This window comes from Undibacterium sp. Ren11W (assembly GCF_049340485.1).
In the GTDB taxonomy this organism is placed as follows: Bacteria; Pseudomonadota; Gammaproteobacteria; order Burkholderiales; family Burkholderiaceae_D; genus Undibacterium.
In genome coordinates, this window is sequence record NZ_JBMPPB010000004.1 from 340,281 (window position 1) to 366,591 (window position 26,311).

At 48.2% G+C, this 26,311-nt stretch carries 21 protein-coding genes; 18 read left to right on the plus strand and 3 right to left on the minus strand.

Annotated features, from left to right (window positions below):
- The 9 genes from gspL to ACO0K8_RS12210 all read left to right on the plus strand — a co-directional run bounded on the left by gspL (position 1) and on the right by ACO0K8_RS12210 (position 10,446).
- Positions 1-1,305 (plus strand): type II secretion system protein GspL, encoded by a 1,305-nt coding sequence (gene gspL, locus ACO0K8_RS12170; RefSeq protein WP_422946914.1) that lies wholly within the window; start codon positions 1-3, stop codon positions 1,303-1,305.
- Positions 1,302-1,805, plus strand: coding sequence for a type II secretion system protein GspM (gene gspM / locus ACO0K8_RS12175; protein WP_422946915.1), 504 nt, complete (start codon positions 1,302-1,304; stop codon positions 1,803-1,805). The genes gspL and gspM overlap by 4 nt, the downstream gene beginning before the upstream one ends.
- A 1-nt stretch (position 1,806) precedes the next feature.
- Positions 1,807-2,586, plus strand: a complete 780-nt coding sequence (locus ACO0K8_RS12180) for a type II secretion system protein N (protein ID WP_422946916.1) — start codon at positions 1,807-1,809, stop codon at positions 2,584-2,586.
- Positions 2,583-4,754 (plus strand): type II secretion system secretin GspD, encoded by a 2,172-nt coding sequence (gene gspD, locus ACO0K8_RS12185; RefSeq protein ID WP_422946917.1) that lies wholly within the window; start codon positions 2,583-2,585, stop codon positions 4,752-4,754. The genes ACO0K8_RS12180 and gspD overlap by 4 nt, the downstream gene beginning before the upstream one ends.
- 5 nt (positions 4,755-4,759) lie before the next feature.
- Positions 4,760-6,190, plus strand: a complete 1,431-nt coding sequence (gene gspE, locus ACO0K8_RS12190; protein ID WP_422946918.1) for a type II secretion system ATPase GspE — start codon at positions 4,760-4,762, stop codon at positions 6,188-6,190.
- A 33-nt stretch (positions 6,191-6,223) separates the two neighbouring features.
- Positions 6,224-7,444, plus strand: coding sequence for a type II secretion system inner membrane protein GspF (gspF, locus tag ACO0K8_RS12195; protein WP_422946919.1), 1,221 nt, complete (start codon positions 6,224-6,226; stop codon positions 7,442-7,444).
- Between the two features lie 31 nt (positions 7,445-7,475).
- Positions 7,476-8,021, plus strand: coding sequence for a type II secretion system protein N (locus ACO0K8_RS12200; RefSeq protein ID WP_422946920.1), 546 nt, complete (start codon positions 7,476-7,478; stop codon positions 8,019-8,021).
- A gap of 31 nt (positions 8,022-8,052) precedes the next feature.
- Complete coding sequence (locus ACO0K8_RS12205) at positions 8,053-8,877, plus strand: uracil-DNA glycosylase (protein WP_422946921.1); 825 nt, start codon at positions 8,053-8,055, stop codon at positions 8,875-8,877.
- Positions 8,878-9,180: 303 nt separating this feature from the next.
- Positions 9,181-10,446, plus strand: a complete 1,266-nt coding sequence (locus ACO0K8_RS12210) for an HD-GYP domain-containing protein (RefSeq protein WP_422946922.1) — start codon at positions 9,181-9,183, stop codon at positions 10,444-10,446.
- A 76-nt stretch (positions 10,447-10,522) separates the two neighbouring features.
- Here ACO0K8_RS12210 and ACO0K8_RS12215 read toward each other — a convergent pair whose 3' ends face one another.
- A complete protein-coding gene (locus ACO0K8_RS12215; protein ID WP_422946923.1) occupies positions 10,523-11,503 on the minus strand; it encodes an NADPH:quinone oxidoreductase family protein in 981 nt (326 codons plus the stop codon).
- Between the two features lie 108 nt (positions 11,504-11,611).
- Between ACO0K8_RS12215 and surE the strand changes: the two genes are divergently transcribed.
- From surE to rlmD, 5 genes are all read left to right on the plus strand, one after another.
- Positions 11,612-12,349 (plus strand): 5'/3'-nucleotidase SurE, encoded by a 738-nt coding sequence (surE, locus tag ACO0K8_RS12220; protein WP_422946924.1) that lies wholly within the window; start codon positions 11,612-11,614, stop codon positions 12,347-12,349.
- The gene (locus tag ACO0K8_RS12225; protein WP_422946925.1) at positions 12,346-13,221 is read left to right on the plus strand and encodes a protein-L-isoaspartate(D-aspartate) O-methyltransferase; all 876 of its coding nucleotides are present in this window, start codon (positions 12,346-12,348) and stop codon (positions 13,219-13,221) included. Before surE ends, ACO0K8_RS12225 begins: the two co-directional genes overlap by 4 nt.
- A 26-nt stretch (positions 13,222-13,247) precedes the next feature.
- Positions 13,248-14,237 (plus strand): peptidoglycan DD-metalloendopeptidase family protein, encoded by a 990-nt coding sequence (locus tag ACO0K8_RS12230; RefSeq protein WP_422946926.1) that lies wholly within the window; start codon positions 13,248-13,250, stop codon positions 14,235-14,237.
- Between the two features lie 55 nt (positions 14,238-14,292).
- A complete protein-coding gene (gene rpoS, locus ACO0K8_RS12235; RefSeq protein WP_422946927.1) occupies positions 14,293-15,363 on the plus strand; it encodes an RNA polymerase sigma factor RpoS in 1,071 nt (356 codons plus the stop codon).
- 154 nt (positions 15,364-15,517) lie between these two features.
- Positions 15,518-16,852 (plus strand): 23S rRNA (uracil(1939)-C(5))-methyltransferase RlmD, encoded by a 1,335-nt coding sequence (rlmD, locus tag ACO0K8_RS12240; RefSeq protein ID WP_422946928.1) that lies wholly within the window; start codon positions 15,518-15,520, stop codon positions 16,850-16,852.
- Between the two features lie 254 nt (positions 16,853-17,106).
- Here rlmD and ACO0K8_RS12245 read toward each other — a convergent pair whose 3' ends face one another.
- On the minus strand, positions 17,107-18,516 hold the full coding sequence (locus ACO0K8_RS12245) for an MBL fold metallo-hydrolase RNA specificity domain-containing protein (RefSeq protein WP_422946975.1): 1,410 nt from the start codon (positions 18,514-18,516) through the stop codon (positions 17,107-17,109).
- A 537-nt stretch (positions 18,517-19,053) separates the two neighbouring features.
- On the opposite strand from ACO0K8_RS12245, the gene ACO0K8_RS12250 reads away from it, so the two are divergent.
- The 4 genes from ACO0K8_RS12250 (at position 19,054) to ACO0K8_RS12265 (ending at position 25,135) form a co-directional block, all read left to right on the plus strand.
- Positions 19,054-22,077: an ExeM/NucH family extracellular endonuclease gene (locus tag ACO0K8_RS12250; RefSeq protein WP_422946929.1), complete on the plus strand. Its 3,024-nt coding sequence runs from the start codon at positions 19,054-19,056 to the stop codon at positions 22,075-22,077.
- 14 nt (positions 22,078-22,091) lie between these two features.
- Entirely contained in the window at positions 22,092-22,748 is a 657-nt protein-coding gene (locus ACO0K8_RS12255; protein ID WP_422946930.1) for an NF038129 family PEP-CTERM protein, read from the plus strand.
- A gap of 279 nt (positions 22,749-23,027) precedes the next feature.
- Positions 23,028-23,231 (plus strand): cold-shock protein, encoded by a 204-nt coding sequence (locus ACO0K8_RS12260; RefSeq protein ID WP_126128948.1) that lies wholly within the window; start codon positions 23,028-23,030, stop codon positions 23,229-23,231.
- A gap of 200 nt (positions 23,232-23,431) precedes the next feature.
- Entirely contained in the window at positions 23,432-25,135 is a 1,704-nt protein-coding gene (locus tag ACO0K8_RS12265) for a methyl-accepting chemotaxis protein (protein ID WP_422946931.1), read from the plus strand.
- Between the two features lie 70 nt (positions 25,136-25,205).
- On the opposite strand, the gene ACO0K8_RS12270 is transcribed toward ACO0K8_RS12265, so the two are convergent.
- The gene (locus tag ACO0K8_RS12270; RefSeq protein ID WP_422946932.1) at positions 25,206-26,114 is read right to left on the minus strand and encodes a LysR substrate-binding domain-containing protein; all 909 of its coding nucleotides are present in this window, start codon (positions 26,112-26,114) and stop codon (positions 25,206-25,208) included.
- Positions 26,115-26,311 lie beyond the last annotated feature (197 nt).

A 26,311-nucleotide genomic window follows, 5' to 3' on the forward strand; every position in this document is an offset into this window, starting at 1 on the left:
ATGGCAAGCACACTGTATATATTGTCGCCCTCCAAAAACGTGGCACGTGCCTCTGGTGATTTGGCTGGGTTGGCGCGTCCTTATGCATTGATATCTGATAATGGTGAGGTGCAGCAACAGGGGCACGACGTTCTCGGTAATTTGCAGGGCATAGCCGCGACTGCGCGCCAAGTTACACTGCTGCTGGCGGCTAGCGATGTCACATTATTGACGGTGAAAATACCGCCTATGTCTGCCGCAAAGCTGAAAACGGCTTTACCCAATTTGATAGAAGATCAACTGCTAACCGATACCTCGGAATTGATCTTGTTGGCCAGCACGCCAGTTGACGGAACGTGCAGTATCGCAGCAGTCGATCGATCCTGGATGGAGGCTCTGCATGCTGAAGCACAGGTTTTACGACCAAAAAAATTAACCGCATATGCACTCTCTATGGCGATGCAAACGCAAGCGGATGCAATGAGCGTTTTGATAGAGCCTCAACAGCAGGTAGTCGAGTTAGCGTTTCATCAGCCTGGCCAGAGCGCTGCGGGCTTGACCTTTGATTTGGGATCAGAGAGAAGTTCTAATAGTTCTAGCGGACCGGTTAGCGCGCTTGTTCAAGAAATTTTACAAACTTTGAATTTGTTTTCTGCTGGCGTCGCAGTAAAAGTTTCAGTTCCGGCTGAGCATATTGAGATGTATCAGCAATTGGCTGAAGAAGACTCTGAGTTGGCGGGACGTTTTCATTTCCAGCCCAGTGGTTGGGTTGCGCGTATTGCAGGACTTAATTCTTCCACTATCAATCTAATGTCTTCGGTGTCGCATGAGAATCAAACTTCTTTTGACTGGCATAGATGGCGCTGGCCTTTAGGCTTAGCTTTGGCGACGCTGACTATTAATTTGGCTGGTTTGAATTTGCAATGGCTGTCTATGAAGCGCGAAGCGCAAGCGCTGAACGATTCATTAACGCAAACGTATCGCACAAGTTTCCCCAAAGAGAGTGTTATTCGGGATCCTTTGCTGCAAATGCAACAAAAAATTAATCTTTCACGCAAGCTTGTGGGTGAATCTACACCGGATGATTTCTTGGTGTTGTCGGCTCAGTTTGCCCAAGTCTGGGATGCCATGGTGGCCGATAAACCGTCTGCGCCGGCGATCGTGACGATGGAATATAGGGAACATAGTTTGTTCGTTAAAATAAAATCGGCAGGCTTATTACAAGTCGATCAATTTAAAACGGGTCTGCAGGCACATTCTTTGGTCTTAGTGTCGACTAGCGATGGTGTATTGCAGATACGACCTGATCGAGGAGATGGAAAATGAAGCAAAGCATGATGTTAGAAGCTGCGGTTTCATTTTGGCAGCAACGTGATGCACGTGAGCGGCTATGGTTAAGTGTAGGAATTGCGAGCATTCTCATCGCGATTGTTTATTTGATCTTCGTTAATCCTGCATTGAGCAACCGGGCCAATTTGGAAAAGAAGATACCGCAATTGCGTTTGCAGGTGGCGGAGATGGCTGTGATGTCTGGCCAATACGCAAAAATTGCAGGTGAGATGACTGCTGACGTGACTCCAGTAACGCGCGAAGTGCTCGAATCTTCCCTTCAGAGACGAGGCATAAAAGCGCAAACTTTAACCACGGCAGATGATGTGGTTCGCGTACAGATTACGGCTGCATCGTATAGCAATCTGATGGAGTGGCTATTGGAAATGCAAAAGGCCGCACGTCTGACGGTCGAGGAAATAAAATTGACGACATTGAATGATATAGGACAGGTCAGCGTAGTGTTGACGCTCAAGCAGCAGAAGAGTGCATTCTGATATGTCGAAAAGAGTAGGATTATTGTGGGTGCTTACCGCAATTGCTAGTGTAATTGCGACCATACTTGTGTTTTTACCGGCGAGTTGGTTGGCCTTGATATTAGAAAAGCAAACTGCGGGGCGACTGAGTTTAGGCGATGTGCGTGGCAGTTTTTGGAGTGGTTCTGCCTTTGTCGGCGGTGCATCGGGGATTAGTGGGCCAGTGACGCCTTTATTTCCCGGTCGTTTTTCCTGGCATATATCGCCCATGCTGTTGCTGGGACAGTTGGATGTTGCGCTTGAGAACAGCGCGGTGCTATCGGAAACGGTGAAGTTGAATGGTAATTTGAGTCAATGGCATGTAGCTGCAGCGAGTTTATCTCTGCCGCCGGAACGATTGGAAGGTTTAGGCGCGCCGCTCAATACCATAGGGCCGACCGGGCAAGTGCATTTAAACTGGAGTGGCTTAGACTTTACGCGTTATGAGACTAAACTCGATGTCATAGGAAAAATGCAATTGGAGTTGAGCGATATGGGATCGCGCTTATCTTCGATTAAACCTTTAGGGAGTTATAGACTGGCATTTGATTGGCACGGACAAATTGCAGATGTTGTACTTACATCGCTTAAAGGTCCCATGTTATTAAGTGGGAATGGCAGTTTGAATGCCGGTCGGTTTCAGTTTTCAGGCAAGGCGCAGGCTGAAACTGGACAAGAGGAAAAGTTGGCGAATCTACTAGGTTTGCTTGGGCAGCGTCGTAAAGACGGCGATAAAGATGTGATAGCGTTAGAGTTCAAATGAGAAAAAATCCATTGAAGGTAGTAGCAACCATGACAGCCATGAACGTAGCAGTGCGACACGCCCTAAGCTGGCGTAAATTACCAGGTATCGCTGTATTGAGTGCCAGTTGTATTGCTTCTACGATGCCGCCAGCTTATGCCCAGGATCCCGCGCAAAACGCTGCTGCTTTAAGTTTTGTCGGTGCCGATATTGAGTCTGTGGTGAAGGCGATAGGCCACTATACAGGCAACACCTTCATCATTGATCCGCGTGTCAAAGGCCAGATTAATTTGGTTTCTGAAAAGCCGCTGACTAAAGAGCAAGCATTTAAATTACTGACATCTACACTGCGTTTACAAGGCTATGCGGTGGTTACCGCCGATGGCTACACCAAGGTAGTGCCTGAGGCTGACGCCAAGTTGCAGGCTGGACCAACCCAAGTGAGTACGGTCAAGGGCGATCAAATTGCGACTCAAATTTTTAGATTAAATTATGAGTCGGTCAATAACATCGTCACCGTGTTGCGCCCCCTGATTTCGCCGAATAACACTATTAACGCAAATCCCGGTAATAACTCTATCGTAATTACCGACTACGCGGATAATCTGAAGCGACTGGGCAAAATTATTGCCGGCCTGGATGTCCCTGCGAATAATGATATGGATGTGATACTGATTAAGCATGCGATTGCCAGTGATATTGCAACCTTGGTCTTAAGATTGACGGAAGGGAGTCAGGCTGGTGGGGATTCTGGTCGTACCGTATTGCTAGCAGACCCACGCACCAACTCTGTGTTACTGAAAGCTCCCTCCGCGGCACGCGCGAATTTGGTAAAAGCACTGATCGATAAACTTGATCAACCTACGACAATGCCAGGCAATGTGCATGTGGTGTATCTAAAAAATGCCGAGGCGGTAAAGTTGGCGCAAACTTTGCGCTCTATTCTTAGCTCAGATAGCGCTTTGCCGACCAATAGCTCTTCAAATTCTGGACTTTCTGCGGCCAGTACTACGAGCTCAATAAATTCAGGTCAGTCTAAGGACGGTGCCTCCAATGCAGGATCAGCCAGTAGTTTGCCGAGTTCGTCCGGCGGCTCACAATCGTCGGCCTCAGGTGGCGGCTTCATACAGGCTGATGCTGCGACTAATACCTTGATCATTACCGCGAGTGAAGCGGTGTACCGCAATTTGCGAGGTGTGATTGAACAACTCGATGCGCGTCGCGCGCAAGTCTATGTTGAGGCTTTGATTGTCGAAGTTTCTCCAGAAAATACTCTGGATTTTGGGGTGCAATGGCTGGCTGCAACCGGGGATAAAAATAGTAATTATCGAGTTGCAGGGGCCACCTCCTTCAGTACTTCTGGCGATAATATATTCAATTTGGCGGCAGGCAATGCCGCAAAAGCTGGATCAGTTTTGCCGACGAATGGATTAAGTGTAGGTATATTTAGACAAATTGGCAGTCAGTTAGGTTTAGGCGCGCTGGCACATGCGATCGCCAGCGATAAAAATAACAATGTTTTATCCATACCAACCTTGCTTACTTTGGATAATGAAGAAGCAAAAATCGTAGTCGGTGAAAACGTTCCGTTTATCACTGGTTCCTACGCCCAGCAAGGAACTGCGACGCCAAGTGCTAATCCATTTACCACAGTAGAGCGTAAAGACGTAGGTATTAAACTGACGATTAAACCCCAGATCTCGCAAGGCGGAACCGTGAAGCTGGCAATTTATCAGGAAGTGTCAGATGTGGTGCCAGGTAGTGGTGGTGATAAAAATGGACCAACCACCAATCAAAGGTCGATTTCGACCAATGTCCTGGTAGATGATGGCGACATTATTGCGCTGGGTGGTTTGATCGATAATAAGACTACCAGCGGTACGGAAAAAATTCCTTTGCTTGGGGATATTCCTTTCCTTGGGAATTTATTTAAGTATCAAACCAAAGGCGGCAAGAAAAAGAACCTGATGGTATTTATTCGCCCAACGGTGATACGAACTGCCGAGCAAGCCAATAAGGTATCCCTGGATCGATATGACTATCTGAAAGCGGAATACATACGTAGTCTGGAAAGCGGTCAGTCTGATTTCAATCTGAATATAGAAAAAGGCAAATTGGTCAATCCAATGTCAGTAAATCAGATAAATCAAGCTAAAACGCAAGTGCCCGACAGCACAGGTGAGAAGTAAGCCGTATGTTAGAAAATCGCTTATTACCCTACGCTTTTGCGCGTGATTACTCTGTCCTTGCCAGTCGAGATGGAAGTGCCGATGCGATTCAAATTGAATTGACGGTTTCCAAGCAGACCAGTCCTAGCGCAATCGCTGAAGCTGGGCGTCGTTTTGGACGGCTTAGATTAAAAGTCATCCCGCATGCCGATTTGCTGGAGTTGATCGCTAAAGCCTATGCTGGTTCTGGTGGAGACGCCGCCGATGTAGTTGGCGAAGTCGAGTCAGATCTCGATCTCGCCAAGCTGATGCAAGATATGCCTGCGATAGAAGACTTGCTTGAGTCGGCCGACGATGCGCCCGTGATACGTATGATTAATGCGTTGCTGACGCAGTCTTTGCGTGAAGGCGCTTCGGATATTCATATCGAACCCTTCGAGCAAATTTCGGTGGTGCGTTTTCGGGTCGATGGTGCTTTGCGCGATGTAGTCAGGCCCAAGAAGGCGATTCATGCTTCATTGATTTCGCGTATCAAAATTATGGCACAACTCGATATTGCTGAAAAACGCTTGCCGCAAGATGGACGCATTACCTTGCGTATCGGTGGCAAACCTGTCGATGTGCGGGTTTCGACTCTGCCGACTGGGCATGGCGAGCGCGCAGTGTTGCGTTTGCTTGATAAAGAAGCGGGTAAGCTCGATTTAAGTAATTTAGGAATGAGTGAAAACGTCTTGCAACAATTTGATAAATTGATTGCTCAGCCACATGGTATCGTCCTGGTCACTGGCCCGACCGGTTCTGGGAAAACCACCACTTTATACGCCGCCTTGTCGCGCGTGAATGCCGGCACGACAAATATCTTAACGGTGGAAGACCCTATCGAGTACGAGTTGGCTGGGGTAGGGCAGACCCAGGTCAACGCCAAAATAGACATGACGTTTGCCAAGGCCTTGCGTGCGATCTTACGACAAGATCCGGATGTCATCATGATAGGTGAAATTCGCGATCTGGAAACCGCCCAAATTGCGGTGCAAGCATCCCTGACCGGTCATTTGGTGTTGGCAACCTTGCATACCAATGACTCTGCCGCAGCGGTGACGCGTTTGCTGGATATGGGAATTGAACCGTTTTTATTGTCTTCCTCTTTGCTTGGTGTGGTGGCGCAGCGGCTGGTCAGAAAACTTTGTGGCCACTGCAAACGTTTTGATGGCCAGCGCTGGCATGCCGAAGGCTGTGAGCATTGCGGTCAGACTGGCTACCAGGGCCGGGTTGGTGTGTATGAGTTACTGCAGACTACCGAGGCGATACGCTCGCAGATCCATCATCAAGCGCCCGAGTCCGAGATCCGTTTGGCGGCGCAGCGTGATGGTATGCGTACCATGCGTGAAGATGGTGAGCGCTGGCTGGCCGCCGGAGTGACGACGCAAGAAGAAATCTTGCGCGTGACAAAAGAATAATCAGACTAATGCAAGTAGAAAAGAGCCGAACCAGTGCCAGCATTTAGATATGAAGCCGTAGATAGCAATGGCGCAAGCAAAAAAGGTGTACTGACCGCCGACAGCGCACGTGCCGCGCGTGCAGATCTGCGCGCTCAGGGGCATGTGCCGGTGATGGTTGAGTTGATCGCAAACCAAATGGATGCCCAAGGTAAGAAGCGCCGCAGCCTGTTTGGCGAGCACTTATCGACGGTCGAATTGGCTCTGTTTACACGCCAGTTAGCCAGTCTTTTAGAAGCCGGTTTGCCGCTAGAGCAATCCCTGTCGGCGTTGCTGGATCAATCAGAGCGCGTGTATATTCGCGATCTGATCGCATCTATCCGTTCTGAAGTCATGGCCGGCGCTGCCATGTCGGCCGCTCTTAAACAACATCCGAATGATTTTGCCGATATTTATTGCGCATTGGTCGCTTCGGGCGAGCAGATCGGGCATCTGGCGCGGGTTTTGTCGCGCTTAGCCGACTACATAGAAAGGCGCAATGCGCTGGTGCAGAAGGTCAAACTGGCGTTTACCTATCCGGCCATCGTCACTATCGTGGCTTTTGCGATTGTGATTTTTTTGCTGACTTATGTGGTGCCGCAAATCGTTTCGGTTTTTGCTAATACCAAACAGAAGCTCCCTATGTTGACCGTGATCATGCTGTGGCTGTCCGATTTCGTCAGAGCCTGGGGGTGGTTGATGGCCTTGATCGGAGTTGCGGCGTTTATGGCATGGCGTAGCGCTTTGAAAAACCCGCAAATTAAAATGAGTTGGCATACCTGGTTACTCACCGCACCTTTGTACGGGAAATTTGAACGTAGTTTAAACACCTCGCGTTTTGCCAGTACCTTAGCGATTACCACCGGTTCAGGCGTGCCTATCTTGCAGGCACTGCAAACCAGTAAAGAAACCTTGTCGAACGTAGCGATGCGTGCCCAAGTTGAGGAGGCTACTGCGAGTGTGCGCGAAGGCGTTGGTCTGGCGCGTGCTTTGTCGGCGCATAAACACTTTCCACCTATGCTGATTCATATGATACGTGCTGGTGAGGTGACCGGTGAATTGCCTGCGATGTTAGAGCGCGCCTCGAACGCGCAAGAACAAGATCTGGAGCGGCGCGCCCTCACCATTGCTGGCCTGTTAGAGCCAGCCCTGATTCTGGCAATGGGGGTGGTGGTTTTGCTGATCGTGTTGGCAGTATTAATGCCGATTATTGAAATTAATCAGTTGGTTCGCTAAGTGCGAATCAGCCTGTGGTTTAAGGAATGAGATGAAGCGTCTGCCTTTGATTGTGAGTTTTTTTGTATTCGTTGCCCTATGCATGTCCATAAGTTACTGGGGCATACAGATGTTTAAGCCTAAGGCCAGAGCGGTTGCTGCACCACAAAATAACTCTAATTTTGAACAGCTACTGGGACAGTGGGGCTCTGTATTCGGACGCAGCCCTAGCGCGCAGATGGCGGCAAGTAACTATCAATTAAAGGGCGTCGTAGTTGCCCCTCAGACGCAAGACAGTGCGGCGATTATTAGTACCGATGGGCGGCCTGAGCAAGCCCTGGCAATAGGGAAAGAATTAGCTCCCGGGGTCAAGTTGATCGAGGTCCATCCCGCTTTTATCTTGGTTTCTGAAGCGGGGGTTAGCAAAAAAATTGATTTGCCGCAGGCTGTCGTGAATGCTGGTATATCATTTAACCCTAGCCCGCCGAGTTCGGGCATGGCCACCAATCCGCCTCCGGTTAATCCAAATCAGGAATTGCCAACCGCCAGTTTACCAGCGCCACCAGCACCATTGCCACCGCCAGAAAATTCGCGCTAAGCGGCTTGCGGGTAAATTTTGTAAAAATTAAATGAAACGTGCAACCACGGTTAATTTAGCTGAGCAATTTCCTCAGCTGATCCAGAATGCCTTAAAACTGGCGCATCCATCTTGGCTGCCGGCCTTAAATCAGGGTTTAAGCGCGATGCAAGCAGAGAAGCCCGATTATCTAACTAGCTTGCAAGAGGGCGCTTTTTTGCCGGACTCCGGGCGCATGTTTGCCGCCTTTTCTTTGCCTATCACTAGTGTCAATTATGTGTTGGTCGGCGAGGGACCTTACCCACGAGCCGAAAGCGCCACTGGCGTTTGTTTTATGGATGGTGCCGTGCGTGAACTATGGTCTAACGATGCGCAAGCTGGTCTCTCCAAGAAGGTCAATCGTGCCACCTCGCTGAGAAATTTCATCAAAATGTTATTGGTCGCCGATGCACGTCTCAAGGTTACAGATACCACCTCAGCCGCGATGGCCGCAGTCGCTGCCACAGCGCGCTTGCCTGGTTCCGATCTGATACAAGATCTCAAAGAGCTGCAAGATAATTTAGGAAGGCAAGGTTTTTTATTGCTCAATGCCAGTTTGGTCTTTCGGCCTGAAGTTGCGCCGGCCAAAGATGCATTGGCCTGGCGCGCATTGTTGCAAGCGGTTTTTACGGCTTTAGATCAAGTACAAAAAGCCAGCGACGAAAAGAAAATACTTCTGGTGCTGTGGGGGAAAATTGCTGAGCAGATCAAGCATATTCCCGCCAGTGCGTCCTTCGCCAGTATCTGTTCAGAACACCCTTACAATTTAAGCTTCATTGCCAATCAAGCTATGCAAGATTTTTTTGCGCCTATGCACCTGCTCACGCCAAATAGGTAAGCAATTAGCCTGATATTTTTTTTGGTGATAGGCTGAAGACGCACTGTTGGTGCGCCTCTCCAGCAAGCATGGCTTGAAACCCGCATGGAATATGCGCGCAGGGCAGATGTTATTTTTTTACTAGATCAGGTTTGGTATTTGTTGCAAATGGTTAATTAGTGCACCTTTTAATCCGCTTAATTAAGCTTCGCCTCGCACCTCTGCTGTAGAATAAATGATGTCGCAGCTCAAATTGCGTGAAGATATTTAAAAGATAATCTTGACCGCATGTCGCCAGCGTTTTAATTGTGAGCACGCCATATTATGTTGAAAAAAATCAAGGTTAAGCAGTTGAGACTCGGTATGTTTATCCAGGAACTGTGCGGTTCTTGGATGGCTTCGCCTTTTTGGCAAAAATCGTTTCTGCTCGATACCCAGGGCGCATTAGATAAGATATTAAAAACCTCAATTACTGAAGTTGTAATCGATACTGCTAAGGGTGTCGATGTGTTGGCAGAGGTGGTGGTTGAAGTACCTGCTGCGCCTATCGCTGAAGCTGCCATAGCAGAGCTAGAGTCGGAGCCAGAACCGATTGCTGACGTTGCCGTCGCCTACAAAGATATCGTTGTGGTGTCTATGGATGATGAGTTGGGGCGCGCCGCCAGTATCGTTGATAACTCTAAAAAAGCGGTATTTTCCATGTTCAATGAAGCCAGAATGGGGAATGCCATCAATGCGGAAAAGGCGATGTCGCTGGTGGAGGATATCGCCTCGTCGGTGATGCGTAATCCTGGCGCATTGATAGGTCTGGCGCGTTTAAAGACTGCCGATGACTATACCTACATGCATTCGGTCGCGGTGTGTGCTTTGATGATTGCCTTGTCGCGCCAACTTGGCCTCGATGACGAACAAACACGCGAAGCCGGCTTGGCGGGTTTGCTACACGATATTGGCAAGATGGCGGTTGACTCGAGCATTTTAAATAAACCAGGCAAGTTGACGGATGCAGAATTTGTCTCAGTCAAAGAACATCCGGCGGCGGGTCATAAAATGCTGCTCGCAGCTGAAGGCGTGAGTGCAATATCCCTCGATGTGTGTTTGCATCATCATGAAAAAATGGATGGTAGCGGCTATCCAGAAGGTCTGGCGGGAGATCAGATTAGCTTGTATGCAAAGATGGGTGCGGTCTGTGATGTGTACGATGCGATTACCTCCAATCGGCCATATAAAGCGGGATGGTGTCCGGCTGAGTCTTTGAGCAAAATGTCAGAATGGAGTAAGGGACACTTTGATGAAAAAGTGTTTCAGGCTTTTGTGATGAGTATCGGCATCTATCCGGTCGGCACTCTGGTACGTCTGCAATCGGGGCGCTTGGGTGTGGTGGTTGAACAGCAGATAGGGAAGTCTCTGATGCTGCCGAAAATTCGTGTGTTTTTTTCGAGTAAGTCTTTAGCTTACATCACACCTGAGTTACTCGATCTGGCTGGCCCTGGTTTGCAAGACAGAATTGTCGCGCGTGAAGACGCAAAAAAATGGGATTTGAAAGACATCGATCGTTATTGGCTGGGGGATGCTGTCAAACCAGCTTGAACGTGCCGTGCTTACCTGCTGAAGTGGTGTAAGCACGACTAAATCCTATTCAACGCTACTAAGCACTACTTGCTAGTTATAACTCCGGTTGAATAATTACTTTGCCTGTCACTTTTCTGGCAGCTAAATTATTTAAGGCCTGCGCCGTATCGGCGAGTGCATATTTGCCCGAAATATGCGGTTTGATTTTCCCTTGTTTTAACCATCCAAGCAGTTCACGCATCGCCGCGAGATTTTTGAGCGGTTCGCGTTTTACAAACTCACCCCAAAAGACACCCATTAAGGATGCACCTTTTAACAGAGTTAAATTTAAAGGTAGTTTAGGAATTTCACCGTTGGCGAAGCCTACCACCAGATAGCGTCCGCGCCATCCTATCGAGCGAAAAGCAGGTTCGGTATAGATCCCGCCAACTGGGTCATAAATCACATCGGGACCTTTGCCATCGGTCGCCAGTTTGATGGCTTCCCGCAAGTCTTCGCTGCTGTAATTGATGCAGACATCGGCACCATGGGCTTTGCAGATGGCGAGTTTCTCAACGGTCGATGCTGCCGCAATGACGCGGGCACCGATTGCCTTGCCGATTTCTATCGCCGCCAAGCCAACTCCACCAGCTGCCCCCAGCACCAGCATCGTTTCACCTGCTTTTAATTGCGCCCTGTCCAGCACCGCATGATGCGAGGTCCCGTAGGTGAGGGTGATTGCGGCGGCGGTGTCGAAGTCCATCTCTGCGGGCATGGGCATAATCGCTTGCGCCGGCACCACTACTTGCTGTGCAAATGCGCCGTGACCAACAAATGCGATCACACGGTCTCCAGTTTTGGCGTTGCTGACGCCCGCACCGACGGCACGCACTACGCCAGAAAGCTCACTGCCGGGTGTGAATGGTAGTTCTGGTTTAAATTGATATTTATTTTGTATGATCAATACGTCAGGAAAGTTAACTCCGGCCGCTTTGACATCGATCGCGATCTGCCCCGGTCCTGGTATAACATCAGGCAGTTCTTCTATGACCAAGGTGTCGGGAAGGCCCCAAGCTTTACACAGTACAGCTTTCATATTTAGATTCCCAAATTAAAATAGTACGATCGTTTGATTTTGTGATTATGCCGCAAAATAATGACCTGTGTAGAAATTTATATTCATGCATCAGGTAGAATGCTTGACATGAAAATTCTGATTAGTAACGATGATGGTTACCTCGCACCTGGCATCATTGCTTTGGCGGAAGCCTTAGCTACGATCGCCGAGATTGTGGTGGTCGCACCCGACGGCAATCGCTCCGGCACTTCGAATGCACTTACTCTGGATCGACCACTTTCGGTACATCGCGCCGCCAATGGTTTTTATGTCGTCAACGGCACACCTACCGACTGTGTCCATATAGCCTTGACTTCGATTATGGATGCGCGACCAGATCTGATCGTCTCTGGAATAAATCAGGGCCAGAATATGGGCGATGACACGCTATATTCTGGTACCGTGGCAGCGGCAACCGAAGGCTATTTGTTTGGCGTTCCCGCCATCGCTTTTTCGCAATTGGACAAGGGGTGGGGCAATCTGGATGCTGCCGCGCGGATCGCACGAGAAATGATAATGCGTGGTTTCCCATCTCTACCTCTGCCTTATTTGCTGAACGTGAATATCCCCAATTTAGCCTATCAAGACATCAAGGGAATCAGGAGTGCTCGCCTCGGGAAGCGCCATACTTCAGAACCCGTCATCAAAGCACTCGACCCGCAGGGGCGGGATATCTATTGGATAGGGCCGCCAGGTGCGGTCAAAGATGCAGGTGAGGGGACTGATTTTTATGTGACTGCGCGTGATTATGTGTCGGTGACACCCCTGCAGGTCGACCTGACCAATGCAGCGCAGATGCAACAACTCCAGGCGGATTTGGCATGACGGAAAAAGACAAACGTTTTCCCTTATTGCTATCAGCGGTAGTGGGGCAAGGAAAACGCAGTGACGATAGACATCAGCCAGCAATTAAAACCGAGATGCCTCAGACCGCCATGCGCAATGCGGTAAAGCACGCGTTGCCTAAATCTGGTGGACATCCTCTTTCAGTGCGGAGTGGTGTTCAAACAGCTAGGGCAATACCGGGTCCAAATCCAAGCACCCCGGATCACACTTCTAAGCCCTTGGTGTCTGCGAATATACGTAAGGCAATGGTGGCCAAAGTCGCGCAGCAAGGAGTGGCCGATAATGTTGTATTGGGCGCGCTAGAAGCAATTCCTCGCCACTTATTTATAGAATCTGGCTTGTCTGGCCAGGCCTATATTGATGCCTCTTTACCCATCGGCCATCATCAAACGATTTCTAAACCTTACATCGTGGCGCGCATGATAGAAATTATGCGTAACGGAGGTGAGCTAAGAAGTGTGCTTGAAATTGGTACTGGTTGCGGGTACCAGGCGGCGGTCCTTTCTCTGGTAGCAAAAGAGGTGTATTCGATAGAGCGTATTAAAGCCTTGCACGAACTGGCAAAAAATAATTTGCGGCCCATGCGTATTCCGAATATCCGCCTGCATTATGGTGATGGCATGCTGGGATTGCCTCAGGTAGCACCGTTTGACGGTATCATATTGGCTGCGGCCGGTTTGGAGGTGCCGCAGGCATTATTGGAGCAACTCACAATTGGAGGTCGGCTGATCGCTCCGGTGGGTGCGGGACATCAGGTACTGCAATTAATTGAGCGAGTCGCGCAATTGGAATGGAAAAGCTCCATCTTAGAGCAGTGTCATTTTGTCCCTCTGCGACAGGGTGTAATATGAAACAGTCGATCAAATGGAATTTGTTAATGAATAAGAAGAAATTTAGCGTAGTAGCACAGATTGTTTTGACTAGTGCCGTCCTCATCGGCATCTCCGCTTGTACTACCACCCCGAATAATGCTCCAGTTGTCGATAGAGCTGATCGTAGCAGTGTAGATGCAAATAAAACCACCACCATCGCGGTGCCGGTTAAAGCCCCGTTCGATGCCAAACTCAATTATGTTGTAAAAAAGGGTGATACTTTATTTCGCATAGCACTCGATCACGGACAAAGTTATAGTGACATCGTCGCTTGGAATAGTTTAAAAAATCCCAACGATATTAAAGTTGATCAAGTATTGCGGGTCGCGCCGCCAGATGCTGTATCCAATGGCGCGGTGCAGACATCTAGTATTACTTCGGGCAGTGGCAGCGAGATCAGGAGCTTGACTGCTTCAGGTGGTTCGGTCAGCGCAGCTAACAATAAGCTTACTCCTAGAGGCGATAAAAAGGCCTATTCAGAGGCAGCTTTGGCGGAGATGCAAAAGCCTGACTCTTCTTCCAGCATGGGGGGAGCTGCAGTGGTGCTGGCCAAACCAGAGGTGCCTGCCGTAAAGCCAGTTGAGAAACCAACCGAAAAAGTGGCGGCAGCAGTTTCTGCAGAATCAGATGCGGTAGATTGGATGTGGCCTGTTGACGGTAAAGTCATCGCTAATTTTGACGATGTTAAGAATAAAGGTCTGGATATCGGCGGTAAGTTAGGGCAGGATGTACTTGCGGCAGCCGCTGGAAAAGTGATGTATGAGGGTAGCGGAATCCGCGGTTATGGTAATCTCGTCATTATTAAGCATTCCAGTACTCTTTTATCCGCTTATGCGCACAATAAAACGAATTTGGTGAAAGAGGGGCAAGTGATTAGCCGTGGTCAGAAAATTGCAGAAATGGGTAATTCTGATAGCGATGCAGTTAAATTGCATTTTGAAATTCGTCAACAGGGAAAACCCGTTGATCCAGCAAAATTTTTACCTGGTAGATAGTTCAATTGCACCGGGTGAGCTTCGATAAAATTTATCATCATAGTTAGCTTAAAAAATGCCCAAATCTTCAGTCAATTGTCAGTTGCAAGCAGCCGATTCAGACGATGGTCAAGATGTTATTTCTGAGCTATTGTCTGAGGCTGGTTCAGAGATCCAGATTGATGAGCATGCTGAACTGTCTGATTTTTCTGAGGATGCGGATGAGGATGCGCCTGATGATGAGAACGATAATCCGATTGCTCAAAGTGTCGCCCCAATTGATGAGATTAAAACAGTGTTGGCGGCCGAGTTATCCACCGATACGACTCAGCACTACCTCAATCAAATAGGAACTCGTCCTTTATTTGGCATGGCCGAAGAGTTGCATTATGCAACCTTGGCCAAGCAAGGCGATTTTGAGGCGCGGCAAAAAATGATCGAACATAATTTGCGTCTGGTCGTCTCCATTGCCAAACATTATATAAATCGCGGCGTCGCTTTGCTCGATATGATAGAAGAAGGCAATCTGGGCTTGATGCATGCGATAGAAAAATTTGAGCCCGAGCGTGGTTTTCGTTTCTCTACCTATGCAACCTGGTGGATACGCCAGAGTATAGAGCGAGCCATCATGAATCAGGCTCGTACCATACGCTTGCCGGTGCACATGGTGCGTGAATTGAACCAGATTTTACGTGCCAAATATCATCTGGAATCGCAACGACGGGATGGTCGCGATGCGGCTATCGAAGACATTGCCCACCTGGTGGGGCGACCTATCGACGAGGTGCAAGACATATTGGCGCTGTCAGAGCATGCGACTTCGCTTGATACCCCGCTCGATAATGATCCGCAGTCCAGCCTCATGGATATGCTACCGGGCAATAGCGACGATACGCCTGACCTTTTGGCTGAGCACCACGAGATGACCATCTTAGTCCGTGATTGGTTATCAAAGTTACCCGATAAGCAACGCATCGTGATTATGCGTCGTTTTGGCTTAGATAATGATGATCCCGCTACGCTGGAAACTTTGGCCGATGAAATGGGTATTACCCGAGAGCGGGTACGTCAAATTCAGCAAGAGGCCCTGATTAAATTAAAACGCACGTTTGCCTCACGTGGCGTTGACCGCGACTCGCTACTCTAATCAGCACCACCGTTCCAAGCAGCGTCTAGATTTCTAGCTTGCGATTTACGAAGCTGAAAGAAAAAGCGCGATTCAGTTCCTCGTTTCTCTTATAATCTCGCCTTTGAAATAAATCCATCTTCGGGCATGAGTTAGCGCTCATTCTGCATACATCATGAATAAAATTAATATCCGCTCCTTCGATATGGATGCGCGTGGCGTCGGTCATCTTGAGAATGAGGACGGTACGCCGGGTAAGGTGATTTTTGTTGAGGGCGCATTGCCCGGCGAAGTGGTGAGTTTTAACACTTTCAAGAAAAAAGCCAGCTGGGAAGCCGCGAATATGGGGACCTTGTTTAAAGAGTCATCCCAAAGAGTGACGCCGAAATGTGAGTATTTTGGGGTGTGCGGCGGTTGTTCTATGCAGCATCTGGACGCCAATGCCCAGGTCGCCATGAAGCAGCGTGTGCTGGAAGATAATCTTGGACACATCGGCAAGGTGAAGCCGGATATGATGATGCGGCCAATTTATGGGCCGACCTGGGGTTACCGTTATCGGGCTCGTCTGTCAGTGCGCAATGTCGTCAAAAAAGGTACGGTGCTGGTGGGTTTTCATGAGAAAAAATCCCGTTTTGTAGCGAATATGGAGCGCTGCGAAATCTTACCTCCGCATGTTTCTGCGATGTTGCTGCCTTTGCGCGCCTTGATTGCCTCGCTTTCAATTCTGGAAGAAGTGCCGCAAATCGAATTGGCAATCGGTGAAGGAGTGACTGCCTTGGTGTTGCGCATCATGGCTGCCTTAAGTGCGGAAGACGAACTGAAACTGAAAGCCTTCGCTGATGAATATAAAGTGCAATGGTGGTTGCAAACCAAGGGCCCGGAAACTGCGGAACCATTTTATCCAGAGACCAGTGATTTGCATTATTTGTTGCCAGAATTTGGCGTCAAAATGCCGTTTAAACCTACCGATTTTACGCAGGTCAATCATCATATCAATCGGGTCTTGGTGGATAGAGCGCTGCGCTTACTGGATGTGCAAAAAGACGAGCGCATCGCTGATTTGTTTTGTGGCCTCGGCAACTTTACCTTGCCCATCGCCACTCTTGCCAAAGAGGTAGTTGGGATAGAGGGTAGTACCAGTTTAACTGAGCGCGCGCTTGAAAACGCTATCGCCAATGGTTTGCAGGACAAGACATCATTCAGTACCCGCAATTTATTTGAAGTGACCGCCGAAGATCTGGTCGCACTAGGGAAATTCGATCGCTACCTGGTCGATCCTCCGCGCGATGGCGCTATGGCACTGTGCCAGGCATTGATCGATCTCGGTAAGTTTGCGCCGCACTTGAAACCTAAGCGTATCGTGTACGTTTCGTGCAGCCCTGGAACGCTGGCCAGAGATGCTGGCATGCTGGTGAATCTTGGCGGCTATCGCATGACCAAGGCGGGAGTGGTGAATATGTTCCCGCATACTTCCCATGTTGAATCGATGGCAGTTTTCGATTTGATTTAATTTGAGTTGATCAACTCAAGATTGTTAGCTTAGACGTGATGCCCGCATTTGCACTGCGGGCATTTTTATTATGTTGTTGTTTTAAGAAGCCAAATTGGCTGCTGCGCATATTCCATGCGGGTTTCCAGCCAGCCACCCGGCTTACGCATATCCCATGCGGCTGTCCGGCATGCCTACCCGCAAACCCGCATGGAATATGCGCAGCGGGCTAGCTGTTAAAAAGCATTGATAGAAAATCACATCAGATACGTCAATCAGCCGCGCTTTATGGGCGGGCGCACGGTCTTGCTAGATACGATATTTTTATTTTCTATTTGATAGCAGCTTAAGTGCTCTGGCACCTCGCAAGTCCAGTTCAGCTCTCTTTCTATTTTGATGCGCAAAGCGTCTGCAGCGGCAGGTTCGCCGTGCGTGATAAAGGTGCGCAGTGGTGGATTTTTGATGTATTTTAGCCATGCGATGATTTCATCGCTATCTGCATGCGCGGATAGACCGTCGATCTTCACTACCTTGGCCCTGACGCGTATGTCTTGTCCATGAATGCGCACGAATTGTGCGCCATTGACCATACTTTCACCACGTGTGCCGCCGGCTTGATGACCACAGAAGAGGATCGCATTCCTATCATCGGGCGCCATGTTTTTCATGTGATGTAAGACCCTGCCGCCGGTTGCCATGCCACTGGCAGAGATGATCACCTTAGGCCAGCGTTCATTGTTGAGCCGCTTCGACTCTTCTGGCGTTTTTATGCATTTTGTCATGGCGATCATGGCATCGACTTCGTCTTGCCGCAACTTCAAACCCTCGGCAAAGTTCTGATAAATACTGGTGGCGCTTTCTGACATAGGGCTGTCGAGATAAATAGGGAAATCAGAAATTTGTCCGCTCTTACGTAGTTGATACAGCAGATACAAGAGAGTTTGTGCTCGTCCCACGGCAAACGACGGTATCAATACCGAGCCGCCGCGATGTACGGTGGCGTTGATGATCTCTTTTAATTGTTCTGCGGGCTGGATTTTTTCATGCAAGCGATTGCCATACGTTGATTCGACGATCAGGTAATCGGGCTGCGCGGGAATCCCTGGATTCTGCATGATAATGTCATGCGGCCTGCCAATATCGCCAGAAAATAAAAAATGCTTGCCTTCAACGTGGCAGGCAATGCTGCAAGAGCCTAAAATGTGCCCATTCGGCAGCCACTTTGCACTGACATTTCCGCCCAGATCTAGTGTGTCTTGCGGTGCGATCACGACAAATTGCTTAAGTGCGAGATTGGCGTCATCCAGATCATACAGAGGCATAGCCTGCGGATGTTTTGACAGATGATGGCGATTCAGATAGCCAGCTTCCTCCTCCTGTAGTCGCGCCGAGTCTCGTAGCATTAGCTTGCACAATTCATATGTAGCTTGCGTGCAGTAAATTTTCCCACGGTAACCTCGCTTGACCATTAAGGGGATGTAACCTGAATGATCAAGATGGGCGTGGGTAAGCAGTATGGCATCAATGCTTCCGGGTGCGAACGGCGGATCCTCCCAATTGCGCAGGCGCAGTTGTTTGTAACCTTGGAACAGACCGCAATCGACCATGAGTCGCATTTCATTGGTTTCGATTAAATATCGCGAGCCAGTGACTGTGCCTGCGGCACCGAGGAAATGGAGCTTGATCACCTGATTCTCCTTAGAGGGAAATGTCTACCATCTCATCCTAGGCTAGCTAAATTGCGTGCGATTGATCCGTGTCAATGATTGCCTAATCACCGGAAATGAAAAATTTAATGAGTAGATTTTAAGACTATTTCCTCATCGCTTGGTTGCGTGCCGACTTAGTTTGCGTTCCACGTCGGCAAGCTTCGTGTCGTAATTATGCGAAATTTTTCTATGTAATGAAGGGGTAATAAATTGTTTCGATAATAATTAAGCAAAAAACATGTTATGAGTAGGAGCGCGATGGCAATGAGTTCTTTTGTCATTGAACTCTCTAGTGAAAAAATCTGCATCCCTGAATCTCCAGCAGCTAAGTAAGACTTGTTGTAACTCTATGGTGGCTTTGCCACTAACACCAGTTTGTTCTATAGACGGGTTGAACGCGCACTAATGCGTTCAACACCACCCCTAGCTTCAACAATTGCGTAATTAGGAAATCAAATGTCACAAAACATATTGTTCAATATAAATACGAGAGTGCGCGCAATCGATTGCGCTATGCAATTTCCAACTCAGCACAAGCACCATCGACTTCGTGTGCTGGCGGCCTTATTCATTAGTTTGACGTTTACTGCATCTGCGGCATCTGCGGCATCGGCCGCTTCCGATGTGGTGATTAGCCAAGTCTACGGCGGCGGCGGTAATTCTGGAGCCGTATATAAAAATGATTTTATTGAGTTGTTTAATCGTAGTGCCAATGCGGTCAGTATGAATGGCTGGAGTGTGCAATATGCTTCTGCTACCGGCACTTCATGGCAAGTGACGACATTGCCAAATCTGACCTTGCAACCTGGACAATACTTACTTGTGCAGGAGGCTGCTGGCACCGCAGGCAGTACCAACTTGCCGACGCCAGACAAGGTCGGCACCATAGCGATGTCCGGCACCACCGGTAAAGTGGCACTGGTCAATATGGCCACTGCAATTACTAGCGCTAGCTCGACCGCTGTTCTTGATCTGGTTGGCTTTGGGCCGACCGCCTCGGCGTTCGAAGGAAGTGCTCCTGCACCATTAAGCTCGAACATCAACGCGCTACTCCGTGCTGGCGACGGCTGTACTGATGACAATCAAAACGCAACGGATTTCGCTGCACTTGCAGCAGCGCCGCGCAATAGTACCAGTTCTTTGCATGCATGTAGCGCTAGTTCGAATCCTGCGATCGCGACCAATTGCCCAGCCAGCCTGATGCTTGCTGCAAATAACGGCGGCAGCGTAAGTCTAAGCGCCAGTGATGTTGACGGACAAGTCAATGCCATTACTTTGGCCAATGGAAGCGCTGCGGCTTTTAGCCTTGTTAGTATCGTGCCAGCTAGTAGTGTGGGCGGCATTGCCAGCGCTCAATTAAACGTTGCCAGTACTCTGGCCGTTGGTAGTTATCCTGTCGTGATCAATTTTGCCAATGATCAGGGACAAACCGCTTCGTGCTCCGTGAATGTGACGGTACAAGGCGCTATTGGAATTACGCACAGCATCCCGCAAATTCAAGGAAGTGCCGCTACCAGTCCTTATGTCGGAAGCGCGCAAACCACTGAAGGTGTGGTAACGCTGCGTATGGCGAATGGTTTTTATATGCAAGATCCGCAAGGTGATGGTGATCCGACTACTTCGGACGGTATTTTTGTATTTACTAGTACTGCGCCAGCAGTTGCCGTCGGCGATAAGTTACGCGTTACGGCGAAGGTGCAGGAGTTCGTTGCTGGTGACTCAAACCGCACGATTACGCAATTGATTGCGCCTAGTGCCATCATCACGCTCAGTAACGGCAATAGCGTTACTCCGACCAATATCAGCTTGCCATTGGCGAGTGTCGATGAATGGGAGCGTTACGAGGGCATGTTGGTGCGCTTTGTGCGACCTCTGGTGGTGTCGCAAAACTACTTTTTGGGTCGTTATGGACAATTAAGCCTATCTGGCACACGTCTGGAAAAGCCCACCAATCGTTACCCGGCACGCTCGCCCGAGGCACAAGCTGCGACCGCAGCAAATCTGGCTAATTTGATCGTGCTCGATGATGCTTCATCTGCACAGAATCCTAATCCCGCACCCTATCTAGGCGCTGAAAATACAGTACGTGCTGGCGATACGGTATCAGACCTGGTGGGCGTAGTTGATTTCGGCCTAATCACTTCGGGTAATCCGGGCCCAACAGGCTACAAGCTGCAACCGGTTGGTGTGCCAGTTTTCTCACGCGACAATGCGCGTAGTGATGCGCCGGAAAGCTTGAGCGGCAATGTTAAGGTGGCCAGTTTTAATGTCTTGAATTTCTTCAGTACCTTTACCAATGGAGCGACTGTTGATGGCCAGACCGGCCAGGGCTGCAAACTCGGTACTAGTATTTCTGCTAGCAATTGCCGTGGTGCTGATAATCTGAACGAATTCAATCGTCAGCGTGCAAAAATCGTTGCTGCCATGAAGGCGATTGATGCCGATGTATTTGGTCTGATGGAAATGCAAAATAACGGCAATATTGCGCTCTCGCATCTTGTGAGTGGTTTGAATGCCGCTATCGGTAGTTCTGCCTATACCTATGTGCCAGTGACAGCCAGTACGGGGGATGATGCAATTCGGGTCGCTATGATTTACAAAACCGAAAAACTGAAGCTGATTGGTGCCGCCTTAACCGATGCCGATGCAATTAACAATCGGCCACCATTGGCGCAAACTTTTGCGCTGGCTAACGGCAAACGTTTTTCTGTCATCGTTAATCATATGAAATCGAAAGGTAGTTGCCCGAACGATGGAAGTTTGAACCAGGATCAGGCGGACGGACAGGGCTGTTGGAACGCATTGCGGATACAACAGGCAGAACGATTGGCCAATAGCTTTATTCCGCAGGTGCAGGCAGCGGCGAACGATAAGGACGTGCTGGTGATCGGTGATCTCAATTCCTACGGGGCCGAAGATCCTATCTTAAGCTTGCAAAGTGCAGGTCTGGTGAGTGAAATAGAGCGCTTCATACGACCACATAACGCCCCGTATTCCTATGTCTTTGACGGTGAGTCTGGCTATATCGATCATGCTTTGAGCAGCAAATCTCTCAGCGAGAAAGTGGTTGGGGTTACTGAGTGGCATATCAATGCTGACGAGCCTTTACTGATTGATTACAACACTGAGTTCAAAGTGCAAGACTTGTACGCAGCGACTCCTTTCCGTTCATCTGATCACGATCCTGTGGTGATAGCCTTGAATCTACAACCGCAATCTAGCGATGTGAGTTCGCAGATCAAGAGCCTTAGTTCTGGCCTGAGCTTTAATCGCAGCACGCAGACCTTTAACGGTACTTTGACGATTACTAATATCGGTAGCGCTGTTTTGAAGGGGCCTTTGCAAATCGAGTTGAGCGGTTTGACCACCGGCATCACTTTGCTCAATGCTAGCGGCGAGCACAATGGCTCACCGTACCTTAGTTCAGCGATTAGCAGTCTCGCTCCGGGACAGTCTTTTAGCCTTCCTTTGATTTTCCGCAATCCAAATAAAGTCGGGATCAATTATCAAATCAGCGTTTTCTCTGGCAACTTCTAATTAAAGGAAAAATCATGAAATCTTTCTTCAACATAAAGCAAATTCGCCATGTGATCTGCGTGCTGGCCACAATGGGTTTGATCGCTAATGCAAGTGCAGACAGTCAATATCATGTAGTGCTCGATACTAGTAAACTGGTTGGTAGTGGATGGCTAGATCTGCAGTTTAATCCAGGGCAAGACGGCGCCACTGCGGCGATCGCTGATTTGACGCATTTTTCGGGTCAGTTGTCATCTGGACAGAGTCCTGTATTGTCCGGCTCTGTCTTTGGGGATTTGACAGGCAATACAGTATTTTCTAATCAAGGCGCATATAACGACTTGTTTCAAGCTGTGAACTTCGGGCAAGTCTTGAGCTTTAATCTGCGTTTTAGTGGCGCATTTTTAACTACCCCGGGTTCTTTTGGGACTAGCTTCGGGCTATCTTTATATGGTGCCGATCAGGTGAGCCTGCTTGGTAATCCGGATCCTGTAAGTGGAAGTCTATTAACATTTGAGTTGATGCCGGCTGCTACCTCCGGTCAATTCGGTAAAGTGACACCGACAGTATTTGATAATGCGATGCTGAGCGTCAGTGCTGTGCCAGAACCATCGGAATGGCTGCTAATGCTCGTAGGGCTGACAATGTTGGGAGCAATTGTGCGTGTACAGCGCTGGCGTATTGGGCGCTAAATTTTGAAAATTTGTGAGGGTCAAATCTGGTTTGGCAAGGTTTGACTCTTACCACAGCAGTTTTGTGTCGAAATCAGCAAACAAGAAAGCTAAGAAAGTAATAATAAGCAGTAAAATGAGATTGTTTTCATTTAAATTTACTTTATTGTGAATTTATGAGTATAATCAGAACATCGTTGAGATTCTAGGTAGTAGTGCAGTATCAGTCTGTCATTCCTTACTTGGTTGAAACGATCTATCGGGCAAATGCCCACATTAACTGAATAATAGGAAATTGTAATGGCAACAGGTATTGTTAAATGGTTCAATGATTCTAAAGGTTTTGGTTTCATTACTCCAGATGAAGGCGGCGAAGATCTGTTCGCTCATTTCTCCGCGATCGTATCCGCAGGTTTCAAATCTTTGAAAGAAAACCAACGCGTTTCTTTCGACGTGACAACAGGCCCTAAAGGCAAACAAGCTTCTAACATCCAAGGTATCTAATCGATCCCAAAGATGTAACTTGTTAAAGTTGCTCAAATTGAAAATCCCCGACATGTCGGGGATTTTTTTTGTCAAAAAATTCTTATTTCTATAAATAAAACATATACTGATAGCGTAATCTCCTGTTTAGTTGCCATATATCAATATCTAAATTTAATTTTCTTGTATGCTTATCAAACCCTAAAAACGAGAGAAATTCTATGTTTAATGTAACAATTAAATTGCGGCTAATTGGAACTATGCTTTTTATGGGCATTATGTTGACCATCGGTGGCGCGATGGGTATTTACGGTGTTAGTAATAGTAATGCCGTCATTAATGAGATTTTTACAAATCAGTTGCCTGGTGTTGAAAATTTGGGTGATTCCAGAATTTTACAGTTAAGAGCCCGTACCGCGATTGATAGGGTCATTGCACATCCAGAAGATCCGGGTGCTGCGGATACCATTAAACGGGTCGAAGGGTTTTTAGCGAAATCGGAAGAGCATTGGAAAAAGTATTTGGCGTTGCCACAGGATGCTGAAGAGAAAAAACTCTCCGATGCGGTTGCTTCCGTAAAAGATAAATATTTAAAAGAGGCCTTTTTACCTATGCTTGCTGCAGTCAAGGCTGTTAATGTGGGCGAGGCCGATAGGTTGAATATGGAGCTTGTTCCTCCGATGTATTCTGCTTACTCCGATCAGGTTGTGCAGCTCAGCGAATACCAATTCCATACAGCCGAAAAAAAATTAGAAGATAGTCAAGCAGCTTTTAGATTGTTTATTTGGGTTGATATCATCGGGGTTTTAGGGGGGCTGGTGGCGGTGTTTGTTTCGGCCTTTTTCTTATTGCGAGCAATTTCAAATCCTTTAAAGGAAATGTTGACGCAGTTTGATGAAATCGGTAAGGGCGATTTGTCAAATAAAATTTCTGCGACATCTACTGATGAAATGGGGCAGTTGTTGTCTGGCTTGGAAAATATGCGACAAAGCTTAGTGCAAACTGTCACTGTGGTGCGCCAGGGTAGCGCGTCAATTGCACTTTCTTCGGCAGAGATCGCCACAGGGAATATGGATTTATCTGGAAGAACCGAGCAACAAGCTGCAAGTTTAGAGGAAACTGCATCGTCAATGGAAGAGTTAACGTCGACAGTGCAACAAAATGCCGATAATGCAAGACAAGGGAATGCTCTGGCCCAGACTGCATCTGAGGTTGCTAAAAAAGGCGGACAAGTTGTAGGTGACGTAGTTCACACCATGTCATCGATCAAAGATAGTTCGAAAAAAATTGTCGATATTATTGGTGTAATTGATGGTATTGCATTTCAAACCAATATTCTTGCATTGAATGCCGCTGTGGAGGCTGCGCGTGCCGGCGAGCAGGGGCGCGGCTTTGCTGTTGTTGCTAGTGAAGTACGTAATTTGGCGCAACGCTCCGCCAGTGCGGCTAAGGAAATCAAGGCCCTGATTGACGATTCCGTCAATAAAGTGGATGTCGGTACCCGCTTGGTTGATGATGCTGGTAAAACCATGGATGAAATTGTCATTTCTATTAAAGGAGTTGCCGACATCATGGCCGAAATCACGGCCGCCAGCGCGGAACAGAGCGATGGCATATCGCAGGTAAATATAGCTATTACCAAAATGGATGAGGCGACTCAACAAAATGCTGCTTTGGTGGAGCAAGCGGCGGCGGCGGCCGGTAGCATGGAGGAGCAGGCGAATAACTTGAACATGGCGGTAAGTATTTTTAAAGTAGATGTTTCTGACTCAAAATCATCGACGATGAAGCCGCTTAGCAAGCCAGCACCTCAAGGTAAGGCTGCTGGCGTAAAAAGCAATATCAAATCAATAGAAAATGGTACCGGGACTCAAGTTAAGCGAGCTGTCGCTAAACCGAAAGAGGATGACTGGGAAGAGTTTTAATTTTACCTCCAGTTTTATTTGTTCAGGCTGAGCGTACGAGCATAGAAACAAGTGACGAGCACATCTATGTCTACGTTTTTTTCTGCCAGTAATGAGGATCACTATAAGCGTGCCTTAAAAAATCCACAAATGCGCGTATTCGCAATGGGAGGTGGCGGCGCTGGGCAAAGATGGCGTAAATATCGTTTCCAGGTGCGTTAAACTCATCTAATACGGTAACTAATTTACCTGCCTCTATTTCGCTGCCAACCTCCCACATTGACCGCCACGCTAGCCCTTTCCCTGAGAGCGCCCAATCGTGTAAAACCTCGCCGTCATTGCATACCATATTGCCATCAACTTTGATCACCATATTTTTTCCATTTTGCCGGAAAGTCCAACCGCGTTGACTGCCGTCACCGCTAAATGCCAGGCAATTGTGGTTACTTAATTCATCTAAACTCGCTGGTGTGCCATGTCGCTTTAGATAGCCGGGTGAGGCCACTACAACGCGTTTGTTATCTGCTAATTTGACTCCGATAAGGTTGGAGTCAGTCAGAGATGCAATGCGTATCGCCACGTCAATTCCTTCGCCGATTAAGTCGACCACTCTGTCGTTGAGACTTAGTGTTAGTTTAACCTCTCTGTGTTCGCTTAAAAAAGAAGGAACTAGTGGCGCAATGTGCTGGCGGCCGAAACCGGCTGGTGCGGAGATAGTTAGTTGCCCACTGGCGCGAGCGCTGCGTTCTGATACCGAAGTTTCCGCCTCTTCCAATTCTGTCAATATGCGTTGGCAATCTTCGAGAAACGCGGCCCCCTCATTCGTTAAAGCTATTTTTCTAGTTGTTCTTTGTAGTAATTTAACTCCCAGTCTTTCCTCTAATGCATCAAGCCGGCGCCCTATCATGGCTGGCGCGACTCCTTCGGCACGAGCTGCCGCAGATAAGCTACCACGCGTGGCCACTTCGGCAAATGTTGATATTTGTTTGAATTGATCCATAGCTCGTCGTTGAAGTTTTTGTTTGGAAGTGAATGCACTATTGTTACAAAAATAGATGCTTTAATCAATAAACCGTTTCATCTTTAACTAAAACGCAAAGATCAAGTGATAAATCTAGGCTAGTTCTATTAAATTATATGAATATACTGACACGTACAGGTTTAAATGATTTTTTTCACTGTTTTTTATACTTTGCC

Bases quoted from the DNA above. Each gene is read 5' to 3' on its own strand.
- gspL (WP_422946914.1), top strand. From the start codon at position 1: ATGGCAAGCACACTGTATATATTGTCGCCCTCCAAAAACGTGGCACGT.
- gspM (WP_422946915.1), top strand. From the start codon at position 1,302: ATGAAGCAAAGCATGATGTTAGAAGCTGCGGTTTCATTTTGGCAGCAA.
- ACO0K8_RS12180 (WP_422946916.1), top strand. From the start codon at position 1,807: ATGTCGAAAAGAGTAGGATTATTGTGGGTGCTTACCGCAATTGCTAGT.
- gspD (WP_422946917.1), top strand. From the start codon at position 2,583: ATGAGAAAAAATCCATTGAAGGTAGTAGCAACCATGACAGCCATGAAC.
- gspE (WP_422946918.1), top strand. From the start codon at position 4,760: ATGTTAGAAAATCGCTTATTACCCTACGCTTTTGCGCGTGATTACTCT.
- ACO0K8_RS12200 (WP_422946920.1), top strand. From the start codon at position 7,476: ATGAAGCGTCTGCCTTTGATTGTGAGTTTTTTTGTATTCGTTGCCCTA.
- ACO0K8_RS12205 (WP_422946921.1), top strand. From the start codon at position 8,053: ATGAAACGTGCAACCACGGTTAATTTAGCTGAGCAATTTCCTCAGCTG.
- ACO0K8_RS12210 (WP_422946922.1), top strand. From the start codon at position 9,181: ATGTTGAAAAAAATCAAGGTTAAGCAGTTGAGACTCGGTATGTTTATC.
- ACO0K8_RS12215 (WP_422946923.1), bottom strand. From the start codon at position 11,503: ATGAAAGCTGTACTGTGTAAAGCTTGGGGCCTTCCCGACACCTTGGTC.
- surE (WP_422946924.1), top strand. From the start codon at position 11,612: ATGAAAATTCTGATTAGTAACGATGATGGTTACCTCGCACCTGGCATC.
- ACO0K8_RS12225 (WP_422946925.1), top strand. From the start codon at position 12,346: ATGACGGAAAAAGACAAACGTTTTCCCTTATTGCTATCAGCGGTAGTG.
- ACO0K8_RS12230 (WP_422946926.1), top strand. From the start codon at position 13,248: ATGAATAAGAAGAAATTTAGCGTAGTAGCACAGATTGTTTTGACTAGT.
- rpoS (WP_422946927.1), top strand. From the start codon at position 14,293: ATGCCCAAATCTTCAGTCAATTGTCAGTTGCAAGCAGCCGATTCAGAC.
- rlmD (WP_422946928.1), top strand. From the start codon at position 15,518: ATGAATAAAATTAATATCCGCTCCTTCGATATGGATGCGCGTGGCGTC.
- ACO0K8_RS12250 (WP_422946929.1), top strand. From the start codon at position 19,054: ATGCAATTTCCAACTCAGCACAAGCACCATCGACTTCGTGTGCTGGCG.
- ACO0K8_RS12255 (WP_422946930.1), top strand. From the start codon at position 22,092: ATGAAATCTTTCTTCAACATAAAGCAAATTCGCCATGTGATCTGCGTG.
- ACO0K8_RS12260 (WP_126128948.1), top strand. From the start codon at position 23,028: ATGGCAACAGGTATTGTTAAATGGTTCAATGATTCTAAAGGTTTTGGT.
- ACO0K8_RS12265 (WP_422946931.1), top strand. From the start codon at position 23,432: ATGTTTAATGTAACAATTAAATTGCGGCTAATTGGAACTATGCTTTTT.
- ACO0K8_RS12270 (WP_422946932.1), bottom strand. From the start codon at position 26,114: ATGGATCAATTCAAACAAATATCAACATTTGCCGAAGTGGCCACGCGT.